Annotated in this window: 13 protein-coding genes; 7 read left to right on the top strand and 6 right to left on the bottom strand. The window is 75.1% G+C overall.

Features of this window, described 5'->3' with window-relative positions; translation table 11 throughout:
* The first annotated feature begins 120 nt into the window (after positions 1-120).
* The gene (locus ABT345_RS09550; protein ID WP_345087857.1) at positions 121-1,476 is read left to right on the top strand and encodes a hypothetical protein; all 1,356 of its coding nucleotides are present in this window, start codon (positions 121-123) and stop codon (positions 1,474-1,476) included.
* Positions 1,477-1,657: 181 nt separating this feature from the next.
* Here the strand turns inward: ABT345_RS09550 and ABT345_RS09545 are convergent, their stop codons facing one another.
* A complete protein-coding gene (locus ABT345_RS09545; protein ID WP_345087855.1) occupies positions 1,658-2,188 on the bottom strand; it encodes a cell wall hydrolase in 531 nt (176 codons plus the stop codon).
* 96 nt (positions 2,189-2,284) lie between these two features.
* Here ABT345_RS09545 and ABT345_RS09540 point away from each other — a divergent pair, with 96 nt between their 5' ends.
* Entirely contained in the window at positions 2,285-3,511 is a 1,227-nt protein-coding gene (locus ABT345_RS09540) for a S1 family peptidase (RefSeq protein WP_345087853.1), read from the top strand.
* A gap of 65 nt (positions 3,512-3,576) precedes the next feature.
* On the opposite strand, the gene ABT345_RS09535 is transcribed toward ABT345_RS09540, so the two are convergent.
* The 3 genes from ABT345_RS09535 to ABT345_RS09525 form a co-directional block, all read right to left on the bottom strand.
* On the bottom strand, positions 3,577-3,912 hold the full coding sequence (locus ABT345_RS09535; RefSeq protein WP_345087851.1) for a hypothetical protein: 336 nt from the start codon (positions 3,910-3,912) through the stop codon (positions 3,577-3,579).
* A gap of 130 nt (positions 3,913-4,042) precedes the next feature.
* Positions 4,043-5,305, bottom strand: a complete 1,263-nt coding sequence (locus ABT345_RS09530; protein WP_345087849.1) for a hypothetical protein — start codon at positions 5,303-5,305, stop codon at positions 4,043-4,045.
* Positions 5,306-5,394: 89 nt separating this feature from the next.
* Positions 5,395-6,390 carry a hypothetical protein gene (locus ABT345_RS09525; protein WP_345087847.1) on the bottom strand — a complete coding sequence of 332 codons (996 nt, stop codon included), beginning with the start codon at positions 6,388-6,390 and terminating at the stop codon, positions 5,395-5,397.
* 207 nt (positions 6,391-6,597) lie between these two features.
* Here ABT345_RS09525 and ABT345_RS09520 point away from each other — a divergent pair, with 207 nt between their 5' ends.
* From ABT345_RS09520 to ABT345_RS09500, 5 genes are all read left to right on the top strand, one after another.
* Positions 6,598-8,193: an ABC transporter substrate-binding protein gene (locus ABT345_RS09520; protein ID WP_345087845.1), complete on the top strand. Its 1,596-nt coding sequence runs from the start codon at positions 6,598-6,600 to the stop codon at positions 8,191-8,193.
* Between the two features lie 29 nt (positions 8,194-8,222).
* Positions 8,223-9,188, top strand: coding sequence for an ABC transporter permease (locus ABT345_RS09515; RefSeq protein ID WP_345088163.1), 966 nt, complete (start codon positions 8,223-8,225; stop codon positions 9,186-9,188).
* On the top strand, positions 9,181-10,140 hold the full coding sequence (locus ABT345_RS09510) for an ABC transporter permease (protein WP_345087843.1): 960 nt from the start codon (positions 9,181-9,183) through the stop codon (positions 10,138-10,140). The genes ABT345_RS09515 and ABT345_RS09510 overlap by 8 nt, the downstream gene beginning before the upstream one ends.
* 68 nt (positions 10,141-10,208) lie before the next feature.
* A complete protein-coding gene (locus ABT345_RS09505; RefSeq protein ID WP_345088161.1) occupies positions 10,209-11,246 on the top strand; it encodes an ABC transporter ATP-binding protein in 1,038 nt (345 codons plus the stop codon).
* Positions 11,230-11,928 (top strand): ABC transporter ATP-binding protein, encoded by a 699-nt coding sequence (locus ABT345_RS09500; protein WP_345087841.1) that lies wholly within the window; start codon positions 11,230-11,232, stop codon positions 11,926-11,928. Before ABT345_RS09505 ends, ABT345_RS09500 begins: the two co-directional genes overlap by 17 nt.
* 19 nt (positions 11,929-11,947) lie before the next feature.
* Here the strand turns inward: ABT345_RS09500 and ABT345_RS09495 are convergent, their stop codons facing one another.
* Entirely contained in the window at positions 11,948-12,652 is a 705-nt protein-coding gene (locus ABT345_RS09495) for an alpha/beta fold hydrolase (protein WP_345087839.1), read from the bottom strand.
* Positions 12,653-12,802: 150 nt separating this feature from the next.
* Complete coding sequence (locus ABT345_RS09490) at positions 12,803-13,603, bottom strand: aminotransferase class IV (RefSeq protein ID WP_345087837.1); 801 nt, start codon at positions 13,601-13,603, stop codon at positions 12,803-12,805.
* Positions 13,604-13,643: the final 40 nt, after the last annotated feature.

The raw sequence follows: 13,643 nt of genomic DNA, 5'->3' as shown, positions 1-13,643 counted from the left end.
CGGGCAGCGCGCCGCGGCCGCTCCCGCCCCGGCCGTCCGCGGCGCGACCCAGGTACCCGGTGTCGCTGCCCGCCGTCGCGGCTGATGTCTTGAATACGCCGTTCGGGTAGCGTCGTGGGCATGAAGACCGTCAGCCGCCGTGTGCTGCTCCTGCCCCTCCTGGCCCTGCTGACCGCGCTGCTGGTGCCCGCCGTGGCGCCGGCGTCCACGGCGCGGGCGGCGGGCGGACTCGACGAGGCCGCCGCGGCCCTCCGCAAGGGTCCGGTCTACGTCGATCCGCGCGCCGCCTCCGAGCTGCCCCGCAACCGGGCCGACGCCCTCGCCAAGAAGATCGAGAACTCCGGTAAGCCGGTCTTCGTCGCGGTGCTGCCCCGCGCCGCCGAATACCACCCCGACACCCTGCTGCGCGATCTGCGCACCAAGACCGGCATCAGCGGCGTCTACGCCGTGGAGCTGGGCGACGGCTTCAACGCCGGGGCCGACACCCGGGTGATGTCGCGCGGCGCGGTGCAAAACCTCGTCGGCGCGGTCAAGCGCTCCGGGTACCCGTCCGTCGACGAGCGGCTGAACAGCTTCGTCGACACCGCGATCCAGCAGGCGAACGGCCACGCCCCGGCCGCCTGGGAGGGCGACGGCGGCGGGGGTCCGGGCACCGGCGCCCTCGTCGGGCTGGGCGTGCTGGCCGTCGTCGGCGGTGGCGGCGCGTACGCCGTCGTCCGCCGCAACCGGCGCCGCCGCGCGGAGCAGGAGCGGGCCGCGCTGGAGGACCTGCGGGTCGTCGTCGACGAGGACATCACCGCGTTCGGCGAGGAGCTGGACCGGCTGGACTTCCGGCCCGGTGAGCCCGGCGCGGACGACGCGATGCGTGACGACTACAGCCGTGCGCTCGACGCGTACGAGACGGCGAAGTCGGCGATGGCGGCGGCCGAGCGCCCGGACGACGTGCGGGCGGTGACCGAGGCGCTGGAGGACGGGCGGTTCTCGCTGGCGACGCTGGCCGCCCGCCGCACCGGCGCCCCGCTGCCCGAGCGGCGCCTGCCCTGCTTCTTCGACCCGCGGCACGGGCCGTCCGTGGTCGACGTGGCGTGGGCCCCGGCGGGCGGCGCCCCGCGCACCGTCCCGGTCTGCGCCGCCGACAAGGCCCGCCTGGACGACGGCCGGGAGCCGCTGGCCCGCACGGTCCGCACCGCCGACGGCGACCGCCCCTACTGGGACGCCGGCCCCGGCTACGCGCCCTGGGCGGGCGGCTACTTCGGCGGCGGGCTGCTGCCCGCGCTGCTGATGGGCACGGTGCTCGGCAACCTGATGACCGCCCCGCACGCCTACGGCGCGGACCTCGGCGGCACCGACGGCGGCGAGTTCTCCGGCTCCGACTTCGACCCCGGCGACTTCAGCGGCGGCTTCGGGGACGGCGGCTTCGGCGACGGCGGGGGCTTCGGCGGTGGCGGCGGGGACGGCTTCGGCGGGGGCTTCTGACGGGGCGTGAGGCGGGCGGCGGCCGAGGGGCCGCGGCCCGCCTCACGCCTGTGACCGGTCCGCCCGCCCAGGCGGGAGCCATGATCCGGGCACCCGCCGCTCACCGAGGGGGCGTCCGGCGGGTCCCACGGCGGCCCTGACCGCCGGCCGCCGCCACCGACCGGGCACCCGCCGCCCGGCGTCAGCCCGTCCGCTCCCCGGCCCCCGGCTCCGCTCCCGGCCGCAGCACCCGCTTGACGCCCAGCAGGCGCGCGTACCGCGCCCGCGCCGCGAACTGCGCATAGCGCCACACCGCCGGGCGGCCGACCTCCTTGCACAGGTGCAGCACCCGGTCCGGGCCCAGATGCACCCCGACGTGCGCGCCGTACCCCTCGGGGCGTCCGGCCACCGGCCCGCCGTCGAAGAGCACCAGGTCAAGCGGGCGCGCGACCGTGACCCGGCGGGTGGCGACGGTGTCCGCCCACAGCTCCGACGACCGCAACGGCGGCGCCACCAGACCGTGGTGGTGCAGCACCGCGTACGCGTAGCGCTGGCAGTTGGCGCCCGCCGACAGATCGGGGCCGTCGCGCCCGTCCGGTGACGACCCATCAGGTGACCCCGCTCCCGGATGGCGGGCCGCCGAGTAGGCGATGTTGCGCAGGGCCTGCGGCAGCCCGCCGAACGGGTCGGGGCCGCAGGGCCCGGGGCCGGTGTTCCGCGTGTCGGACGTCATCGGGCCATCATGCCGCGGTGATCTTGCCCGCGCCGACGGCGGCGGGGTCGAGGAGGCTCGACGGGCCGACGTATCCGACCCGCGAGGAGAGCCTCCATGCACCGTCGCCACCGCACCGCCGCCGTCCGGGGCGCGGCCGCCGCCGTCGTCCTGGCCGCCGTCACCCCGCTCGCCGCGGCGCACGCCGCACCGGCCCCCGACCCGAGCCCGCCGCCCGCGGACCGCGGGATGCTCGACGCGATGCAGCGGGACCTCGGCCTGACGCCGGAGGGGGCGCGGGCCCGGCTCGCGCAGGAGACGGAGGCGGCGCGCGCGGCGAAGGCGGTGCGCCAGGCGCTGGCCGGCCGCGCCGCCGGAATGTGGTTCGACAAGAAGAGCGGCAAGCTCGTCGTCGCGGTCACCGGGGACGCGGACGCCCGGCTGGTGAAGGACGCCGGGGCCGTCGCGCAGCGCGTCACCCACAGCCGCGCCCAGCTGCGCGGGCTGCTGGAGCAGATCGACGCCAAGGCGGGCAAGGGCGTGCCCGGCGTGACCGGTTGGGGCGTCGACGAGCGCGCCAACGCCCTCACCGTCCGCGTCGACACCCGCACCCGGACCGCCGCCACCGACTCCTTCGTCGAGGAGGTCCAGCAACTGGGCGCCCCCACCGGCATCGCGGTCCACGCCGTCCGCACCGCCGACGCACCGCGCCAGCAGGGCGGCAGCGTCGTGGGCGGCGAGAAGTGGATGCCGGGCGACGAGGGCATCTGCTCCATCGGCTTCTCCGTGACCGCCGGCGACCGCCGGGGCTTCCTGACGGCCGGTCACTGCACCGAGACCGCGGATCAGGCGGCGTACGGCAAGGACGGCAGCCGGATGGGCACCTCCAACCGCGGCGGCACCCACAGCGTCGACGGCCGCGAGGGCGACTTCGGGCTCGTCGACGTGGACCAGCCGGCCTGGAAACTGAGCCCCGACGTGGCGGGCCAGAGCGGCGCGCCGGTCGCGGTCACCGGCTCGGAGGAGGGCATCGTCGGCACCTCCGTGTGCCGCTCGGGCGAGGCGAGCGGCTGGCACTGCGGGGAGATCACCGCCGTCGACCAGACCGTGGACTACGAGGGCGGCGTGGTGGTCGACGGCCTGTCCGTCACCGACGCCTGCTCCACCGCGGGCGACTCCGGAGGCTCGTACGTCACCCAGCCCGGCGATCCGAAGGCGGTCGGCATCCACTCCGGCGGCGGGACCGCGACCTGCTCCTCCGGTGGCGACACCATGACGGTCTTCCAGCCGGTCGACGAGGCGCTGACGAAGTGGCAGCTCACCCTGACGACCGCCGGCGCCTGAACCGGCGTCGCCGAAGCGGCAGGTGGCCGGGGCCCCGGACCGCGCGGTCCGGGGCCCCGGGTGCCTCAGCGGACCTGCACCGTCGCCACGGCCGAGGTCCGCCACCGCTGGGGGCGCTGATCGTGCGGCCCGGTCAGCCCGTAGGCCACCGCACGGAACTCCACCGGGCCGCGCCGCGCGCTCTTCGGGTGCGTAACGGCCCCTGCCTCCGGGCCGCCCCGCTCGACGACGGCGCCGCAGGCCACCCGGTGCCAGGCCCGCCCACCGCTGCGCTCCTGCAGGCATATCCGCAGGTAGGAGGCGGCGTCATCGTCACCGTGCGCGGAGAGGGTGAAGGCCTTGCCGACGGCCGCGGTGTGCGGCGCCGTCACCTCCACGGTGCCCTTGGCGTGCGTGGGCACGGCGGCGAGCGCCAGAGGGGCGGAGCGCGGCGCGGGTTGCGTCCGATGCGGGCGGCTTGACGGATTCCTGACCATCCGCCGCCGCGGCCCGGGCACGGCGGCGCGGGCCGGAAGCTCCGGTCGCCCGCGGTCAGACCGGGACGGTCCCGGTGCGCACCGGGAGACGGTCCTCCGCCCGCTGGAGCGCCCGGAATTCGTCGTACCAGGCCGGGTTGGGGGCGGGCGTGCCGTCGGCGGACGGCTGGACGGTGAGGTTGGAGTAGACGCTGTTCAGCAGCCAGGGCTGGAACGCCGGCCCGATGTCGTGGACCATCGCCGGCCCCTGGGCGATGCCGTACGCCGCGACCGTGAGCCGGCCGGTGGCCCGAAGCCGCTGCACCTGGCGCGTCAGGAAGTTCCGGTGGGAGCCGAACCACTCGCTGTCGAGCAGGAGTTGCCTCCAGTGCGCCTGCGGGACCGGGTGCGCGGCGGCGTCCCGCAGCGCCTGCCAGACGGGTGTGCCGGCCGGGATGCCGCGGCTGCGCGCGAACGAGGCGGGCACCTGGTCGCGCAGATGCTGCTTCCAGAACCGCACCAGGGAGAACTCGGTGGCCAGGAAGCGCTGTTCGGGGCGCATACGGGGGAGCACGTACGTCAGATACGCCTCGGTTTCCTCGATCGCGGCGACGTGCGGATGGATGTCGACGCCCTCGATCTCGCGGGTGTCGTGGACGAAGGTCAGCCAGCGGGCGTGCGCCGCGTCATGGGTGGCCGGGTTCTCCAGACCGTTGAGCGCGCCCATGTAGAGCCGGGTCCGGCAGCCGTCGGGGAAGCGCTGCCTGCGCCGCGCGGCGATGTGCCGCGCGATCTCCTCGTAGAAGGCGTTGAGGCGGCCGCGGCGCTGATCGTCGGCGCGGGTTTCGAGGAACGGCTCGTTGCCGATGCCGAGGATGTCGACCGTGCCGAGCGTGGCGTCCAGAACCTGGTCGACGCGCTTCAGCTCGGTGTCCATGGCGGCGCTGCCGGGGCCGGGCAACGGGCGCCCGGTGAAGGGGAACTTCAGCGACAGGACGGTGCCGTACCCGGCGCGATGCGCCGCCAGCAGTGCGGCGATGCCCCGCTGCCGGTCGGCGTGAGCGTCCTTGACCTCGGGCATCGGGACGAAACCGCGGACCCAGGCGGCCCGTACGCCCTTGAGCCGGTCGAGGGTGGTGCCGCGCGGGTCCTCGTTGAAGTTCGCGGCGAGGATCCCGGTGGGGGCGTGGCCGGGGGCCGGGGACGCGGAGTCCGCCCCGCCGTTCTTCTCCGCGCCCGCGCCGCTGCCGGAACAACCGGCGGTCAGCAGCGCCCCGGCCGCCGACATCCCCCACAGGACCCGCCTGCGCGTCGGTGCCTGATCCCGCTCCTGCGCCACGTCCGCCACGTTCCTTGTCCCCTCACCCAGGCGTGCGATCTCCCTTGCACCCTAGGGGAGTTCATTTTTCGGGTGGGGCCTGGCGCGCCCTACGGGCGGACGCCGGACACCCCGCCGCACTCCTGCGGTCTGCGCTGCCCGTGCTCACAGCGCCACCGGATCTGTGTGGCGAGATCCACCCGGAGGTGCTGGGTGCCGGGGCCGTCGCCCGGTCCGCCCTCGGTGACCAGCGGCGCGGCGTTGAGCCGGGTGCGGTGCACCGCACCGTCATCGGTGGTGAACCGCGCCTGCAGATCCCAGGTGCAGTACGTGCCGGGCGCGGCGACCCCCAGGACGCTCAGCGTCTGCGGGGGAGCCGCGCCGCCGAGCGGAATCGTGTGGTGCGCGAAGTACGGCTCGCCCCAGTGCGGATCCTCGGTGTCGGTGATGAATCCGTTCGGGGCCTCGCCGGACTGCGGAAGCCGGTACGCCAGCCCCTTGATCGGCGATTCCCCCTGGGCCGGAGTGTGGATCTCGGCGACCGTCGCGGACCGCCGGCAGCGGGTGTGCGTCGCCTCGATCCCGGTCACGGTGATCATCGAGCTGCTGTCGCTGACCAGGTCGACGTAGAAGACCTGACCGCTGCCGGGCGCGGCGTCCCGGACGCCGCGGCTGAACGCGGTGGCCGCCACGCCGCCCCGGAGCACGGAGCTGTCGTACTCGCCGCGGTGGACGCCGTCGATCTGGCGCGGGGTGAGCGGCGTCCGGGAGAAGACGGAGTAGGGCGGTCCGTAGGCGGCGCGGGGCAGGGGGCGGAACGCGGCGTGGAGATAGCCCTTCTCGGCGTCGAGGGCGCTCTGCGCATCGTCCCCGATCCGGGCCTCCGTACCGGCGGTGAAGTAGGACCGCGCCAGACCCAGGCCCACCAGGAACGCCGCGCTCAGGAGCGCGACGGCGTAGGTGGCCAGCCGCCGGCCGCGGCTCAGCCCGGCCGACTCCGGGTGGACGGCGTCGGCGACGAACCGCCCTTCGGCCCGGATCCACCGCCAGGCCCGCGCGCCCCGCCCCGGCTCCTGCCCCGCGCCCTCGTCCTGATCGCCGCTCACGGTCGCCCCCGTCCCGTTGGGGGCAGCAGTCTGCCACCGGGATCCGCGGGCCGGAACCGTTGCCGCACCGGGTGCCGCGGTGCATCGGCGCCGGTCACCGGCCGGTTCCGGCTTTCACCAGGACCGACCCGCTTCGTCCGTGCCTCTTTACGTACGCTTTAATTGCGTTAACCATGCAATAGCGATTCCTATGCAGAGGAGATGAGGATGACGGCCCGGTTCCCACGGAGAGCCGCCGCGGTGACGCTGGCGGCCGGCCTCGCGCTGAGCGCGACGGCCTGTTCCACACCGGACGACGGCAAGACCGCCACCGGACGCACGGACTCCGCGGTGGTCGGCATCGCGTACGAACCGGAGACGCTCAGCCCGCTCCTCGGCTACGGCAAGGACGGCAACTCCAAGATCTTCGACGGGCTGCTCACCCACGACGCGGGGATGCGCCTCAAGCCTGCCCTCGCCACCGCGCTGCCCAAGGTCACCGACGGCGGCCGGACCTACACCTTCGACCTCCGCCGGGGCGTGACCTTCAGCGACGGCAAGCCCTTCACCGCCGACGACGTCGTCTTCACCTACTCCACCATCCTCGACGCCAAGACCAACAACGCCTCCAAGGCGGAGCTGGACGCCCTGGGGAGCGTCGAGAAGAAGGACGACCACACCGTCGTCTTCCACCTCAAGTACCCCTACGCGCCCTTCGCCGAGCGCGCCGTCCTGCCCATCGCCCCGCAGCACATCGCGGGCAAGCAGGACATCAACCACGGCACGTTCACCACCAAGCCGATAGGCACCGGCCCCTACGTCCTCACCCACTGGTCCAAGGGCGAGAAGCTCACCTTCAAGGCCAACCCGCACTACTGGGGCGGCGCGCCGAAGGTGAAGAACTTCACCATGGCGATCATCAAGGACGACGACATCCGCGCCACCCGGCTGCGCTCCGGCGACCTCGACGGCGCCATCCTGCCGCCGGAGCTCGCCGCCACCTTCAAGGGCGACAAGCAGCGCACCACCGTCACCGCCACCACCTTCGACTACCGCAACGTCACGCTGCCCACCGGCAACCCGGTCACCGGCGCCAAGGCCGTCCGCCGTGCCCTCGACCTCGCCGTCGACCGCGAGGCCATGGTCAAGGGCATCCTCAACGGCGCCGGGAAGCCCGCCTACGGACCGGTGCCCACCGACAGCCCCTGGTTCGCGAAGGGCACCGAGCGCCCGCACGACCTGAAGAAGGCCGAGCGGATCCTCGACGACGCCGGCTGGAAGAAGGGCCCGGACGGCATCCGCACCAAGGGCCACCAGCGCGCCTCCTTCACCCTCTGGTACCTCTCCGGCGACAAGCTCCGCCAGGAGCACGCCCTCGCCTTCGCCTCCGACGCCAAGAAGGCCGGGATCGAGGCCAAGGTCGAATCCGGCACCTGGGAGGCGATCGAGCCGCGCATGGCCAAGGACGCGGTCCTCGCCGGCGGCGGCAGCCCCGCCGACCCCGACTTCGACCAGTACCTCCTGCTGCACTCCTCGCTGGCCGGCGACGGCTTCAACAACATGTCGCGCTACGCCGACAAGAGCGTCGACGCCAAGCTCACCGAGGCCCGCCGCACCGACGACCAGGCCACCCGCAAGGCCGCCTACGACGCCGTCCAGCGCCGCCTCGTCGACAACCCGGCCTACACCTTCCTCACCCACGTCGACCACGTCTACGTGATCGCCGACCGCTGGAAGGGCCTGACCACCCAGACCGAACCGCACGACCACGGCCTGGCCTCCGGCCCCTGGTGGAACGTCGAGGACTGGCAGCCCGCCAAGTGATCACGCGCACCTCCCCGACCTGGGCGGCGATGGCGCGGATGACCGGCCGGCGGGCGCTGCTCGCCGTGCCGGTCCTCCTCGCCGTCACCTTCGGGGTCTTCGCCGTCGCCGCCGCCTCGCCCTTCGACCCCGTCCGGGCCTACGCGGGCGACGCCGGCCTCACCGCCTCCCAGGCCAACCTCGATCAGCTGCGCCACAACCTCGGCGTCGACCAGCCGCTGATCGGCCGCTGGTGGCACTGGCTCACCGCCGCGCTCACCGGCGACCTCGGCGACTCCGCCACGCTGCGCGCGCCCGTCACCCAGGTCATCGGCGAACGCCTCGGCTGGTCCGTTCTGCTGTGCGCGCTCGCCTTCGTCCTCGCCGTCGTCGTCGGCACCGCCCTCGGCGTGGCCGCCGCCCGCCGCCGCGGCGGACTCCTCGACCGCGCCGTCACCTCCCTCGCCTACACCCTGGAAGCCGCGCCGCCGTTCTGGCTCGGCCTCCTCGCCGTCTGGCTGTTCGCCCTGAAACTGGGCGTCCTCCCGGCCGGCGGCCTCACCGACACCGGCACCGACCTCGCCACCCCCGGCCAGATCGTCCGCCATGTGACCCTGCCCGCCCTGGTCCTCGCCGTCTCCCAGCTCCCGTGGTTCGTGCTGTACGTACGGCAGGGCGTCGGCGACGCGCTGGAGGAGGACCCGGTGCGCGGCGCCCGCGCCCGTGGCCTGCGCGAACGCACCGTGCTGCTGCACCACGCGCTGCGCTCCGGACTGCTGCCGGTCCTCACCCTCATCGGCTCCCGGGTGCCGGAACTGATCACCGGGGCGCTGCTGGTCGAGACGGTCTTCAGCTGGCCGGGCATCGCCGCCGCCACCGTCGAGGCGGCGACCGCGGTCGACTTCCCGCTGCTCGCCGCCCTCACCGTCCTCGCCACCGCCGCCGTCCTCGTCGGCAACCTCCTCTCCGACCTGCTGTACGGTCTCGCCGATCCGAGGGTGGGCTTCGATGGCTGACTCGCACACCACCGCCACCGGGCGGCACCCCGCCGCCGGAGCCGGCACCGCGCCCGGACCGGACGCCGCGCCCGACGCCGCGGAGGCCGTGACCTGGCACCGGCGCCCCGGCGCGGGCCGTCAGCGGCGCACCCGCACCGTGCGGGTACGGGTCAGCGCCGTCCTCGTCGCCGCCGTGGTCCTCGCCGTCCTCGTCGTCCCGCTGCTGTTCCCGCTGGACAGCCAGTCCGTCGACCTGGCGCAGAAACTCCACGCACCGTCCCTGGCCCACCCCTTCGGCACCGACGAGGTCGGCCGCGATCTGCTGCTGCGCTGCGTCTACGGCCTGCGGGTCTCGCTGCTGGTCGGCGTGGTCGCCGCGCTGGTCGCCGTCGGGGTGGGCACCGCCGTCGGCACGCTCGCCGGGGCGCTCGGCGGCTGGGCGGACCGCGCCGTGATGCGGCTCGTCGACCTCTTCTCGTCCGTGCCCCATCTGCTGCTGGGCATCTTCATCGTGGCGATGTTCCGGCCCGGCGTGTGGCCGGTGATCCTCTCCGTGGCGCTGACCCACTGGCTGTCCACGGCCCGTATCGTCCGCGCCGAGGTGCTGTCGCTGCGCGCCCGCCCCCATATCGACGCGGCGGTCTCCGGCGGCGCCTCGCGGTGGCGGGTGGCGGTGCGGCATCTGCTGCCCGGCGTGCTGCCGCAGGCCGGACTCGCCGCCGTACTGATGGTGCCGCACGCCATCTGGCACGAGTCCGCGCTCTCCTTCCTGGGCCTGGGCCTGCCGGCCCACGAGGCGAGCCTGGGCATCATGGTCAACGCCGCCCGCGGTTCGCTGCTGGCCGGCGCCTGGTGGCCGACGCTCTTCCCCGGCCTCTTCCTCATCGTGCCGACCCTCGCCCTCGCCGGTCTGGCCGGTGCCTGGCGGGAGCGGATCAACCCCCGCCGCCGATCGGAGCTGATGCTGTGACCGCGCCCCGCACCACCGCGCCACCCGCCCCCGTACTGTCGGTGCGCGATCTGTCGGTCCGCTTCCGGATGCGCGGCGGCCACCACGTCCACGCCGTCTCCGGCGCCTCCTTCGACCTGGCGCCGGGCAGCTGCCTCGCCCTGGTCGGCGAGAGCGGCTGTGGTAAATCGGTCCTCGCCTCCGCGCTGCTCGGCCTGCTGCCGGGCAACGCCGAGACGTCCGGCGCGGCCCATCTGACCGCCGCCGACGGCGCGCCCGCCGTGGAGCTGCTCACCGCCGGCGAACGGCAGCTCGCCCGCACCGTCCGCGGCCGCCGCATCGGCCTCGTCCCGCAGAGCCCGGCCGCCCACCTCACGCCCGTCCGCACCATCCGCGCCCAGCTGGAGGAAACGGTACGGGAGCTGGGTGTCGCCGGAGCCGGTGCGGCGGCCGGGGGCGCCGGCGGCGCCCCCGCCGGGCGGCGGCCCGGGCGGCGCGCGGCGCGGGAGGCACTGCGCGCGGCGGCGGAGCAGGCCGCGGCCCGCGCCGCGTTCCCCCTCGACCACCTGGATCGCCATCCGCACCAGCTCTCCGGCGGGCTGGCCCAGCGCGCGGCGAGCGCCCTCGCGCTGGTCGGCGACGCCCGGCTGCTGCTCGCCGACGAGCCCACCACCGGCCTCGACCGGGACCTCATCGACCACACCGTCGACGCCCTGCGGGCCCATGCCGACGAGGGCCGGGCGCTGCTGATGATCACCCACGATCTGGCGGCCGCCGAGCGCATCGCCGACCACGTCGCCGTCATGTACGCGGGACGGATCGTCGAACACGCCGACGCCGCCACCTTCTTCGGCGCCCCCGGCCCCCGCCACCCCTATGCCCGCGGGCTGCTGGACGCACTGCCCGGCCGCGCCTTCGCCCCCATCCCCGGACTGCCGCCCGAGCTGGGTGCCCTGCCGGACGGCTGCGCCTTCGCCGCCCGCTGCACCCGCGTGGACGCCCGCTGCGCCGTCCGCCCCGAACCGTCCGGCGGCGTCGCCTGCCACCATCCGCACCCCGGCCCGGCCCCGGCCGACGCCCCCGAGAAGTCCGAGGAGAAGGGCGGCCTCCGTGCTCGAACTGCGTGACATCACCGCCGGGTACGAGCGGCGGCGCCCGGTCGTCTCCGGCATCTCCCTGACCGTCGCCCCCGGCGAGTCGGTCGGGCTGCTCGGCCCGAGCGGCTGCGGCAAGTCGACCCTGGCCCGGGTCGCGGCGCTGCTGCACCGGCCGGACGCCGGAACGGTGACCGTGGACGGTGTGGCGGCCCCGGGCTGGCGCCACCGCGCGCCCCGTGCCCTGCGTACCTCCTTCGGTGTGGTCTTCCAGCAGCCCCGGCTCTCCGCCGACCCCCGGCTGCGGCTCGCCGACCTCATCGCCGAACCGCTGCGCGCCACCGGCCGCCGTACCGAGGCGCCCGCCGCCGTCGCGGAACTGGCCCCCGCCGTCGGCCTCACCGCCGATCTGCTCACCCGCCGCCCGCACGAGGTCAGCGACGGACAGTTGCAACGCGCCTGCCTGGCCCGCGCGCTGGTGCTGGAGCCGCGCTGGCTGATCTGCGACGAGATGACCGCGATGCTCGACGCCTCCACCACCGCGGCGCTGGTCGCCGTCGTCGAGGCGTACCGCGCCCGCACCGGCGCCGGTCTCCTCGCCGTCGGACACGACCGCACGCTGCTGGAGCGCTGGTGCGACCGGACGGTGCGGTGGTCCGACCTGGCGGAGACACCTCGGGCCGGTGCCGCGGGGGAGGGGCCCGAGGCGGCGTGAGGCCGCCGGGCCCGCTCCGCTACCCCCGTTCCTCCGCCGCGGCGAGCAGGACGCGGGCCAGCTCCTCCGGCTCGGACACCATCGGCCAGTGCCCCGTGCCGAGGTCGACGCGGCGCCAGGTCTCGTGCGTCAGCAGCTCGGCCACCGTGGCGTTCGGCTCCGGGCCGTCGAGCAGGCACTTGACGTAGGTGGCGGGCAGCGCGCCGAGCGGGCGCGTCAGCACCGCCGGCTCGGAGAGCGAGGCGCCCGGATGCGGTGTGGCACCCGCCACGAGGCGCGCCGTCTGCGCGTCGGAGAGGCCCTGACCGGCGAGATCCCCGGCGGTCGGCGGGGCCCACCAGCCGTCGTTCGCGGCGAGCGATGCGGCCAGCCGCTCCGGCCCCTCCCACCAGAGCGAGACGAACGACTCGCCGTCGACGGGGACCTCGGAGTCGACGAAGACCACCCGGGACAGCCGCCCACCGATCCGCTCGGCCGCCTGACCCACCGGTATGCCCGAGTAGCTGTGCCCGACCAGCACCACCTCGTGCAGATCCCGCCGGGTGATCTCGTCGACGATGTCCTGCACATGCGTCTGCTGTCCGGCCAAGGCGTCCCGCTTCTCCGCGAGGCCGCTCAGCGTCAGCGGATGGGCGCCGTGCCCGGCCGCGCGCAGCAGCCGCGCCACATCGCCCCACACCCAGGCCCCGAGCCAGGCCCCCGCCACCATCACGAATTCCGTCATGCACGCAACGTAACCGAGGGGTCTGACAACGCCCGCCCGCCGCGGGCCCGAAGCCGTCCGGCGCGGGCCCCGACCGGGCCCGGCACCCGACCGGGCCCCGGCCCCGCCCCCACGGCCGTCACCGCAGCTCGGCGACCGTCCACCGGGTCTTCACGGCGCCACCAACGGCTCCGCCTCGTGCGCGCGGTGCAGCAGCGCCACGAAGTCCGGCGCCTCGGGCAGGACTTCGCCGCCGATGCGGTGGACGGCGACCGCGGGGGCCCGGGAGTTGAGGACCACCGCACCGCGGGCCCATCCGGCGAGGCCGCCGACCCGCACCTCCGCATCGCGCTGTTCCACGCCGAGCTGTGCCAACTGCCGTTTGACGAGGGACTGCATGACACCGTCCAGCATCCCGGCGACCGGCCACACCACCGCCGTGCCGTCCCAGAACGCGAGGTTCCAGACCGTGCCCTCGCTCAGCCGCCCCTCGCGGTCGACGAACACGGCGTCGTCGCACCCCTCCGCCACCGCCTGCCGCAGGAAGAACCGCTTCGCGGGCTCCCCGACGTGCTTCACGGCCGGCTGGAACCGTTCGTGTGCCACCGCCGCCAGCGCCAGCGGACCCGACGGCGGGGCCCCGGCGGACGCCGTCCGGATCAGCACCTCGGGCTCGCCCGCACCGGCCGCGAACGGATCGCCCGGCGCGTGGACCAGCACCCGCAGCGACACATCGGCGGGGCTCACCGCCAGCGCCGCCCGCAGGTGGGCGCGGATCTCGTCGTCCGGGGTGGCCTGCCCGAACAACTCCTGTGAGGCGTTGCGCAGCCGCGTCAGATGGAGGTCGAGCCCCCGGATCAGGCCGCCGCGCACCTGCATGGCGGTGAAATGGGAGGGGCTGCCGAACGCGACCGCCGCCAGCTCCTCGGCGGTCGCGTCCCGGCCGTTGCAGTGCACCGCATAAGTCGTCATGTGCGGCCAACGCCCCGCCCGGGGCCGTGGTTCCCGTACG

It is taken from the genome of Streptomyces sp. NPDC000404, assembly GCF_040300365.1.
Lineage (GTDB): Bacteria > Actinomycetota > Actinomycetes > Streptomycetales > Streptomycetaceae > Streptomyces > Streptomyces ramulosus.
The sequence above is the reverse complement of the archived record's forward strand: the minus strand, read 5'-3'. Positions and strand labels throughout refer to the sequence as shown.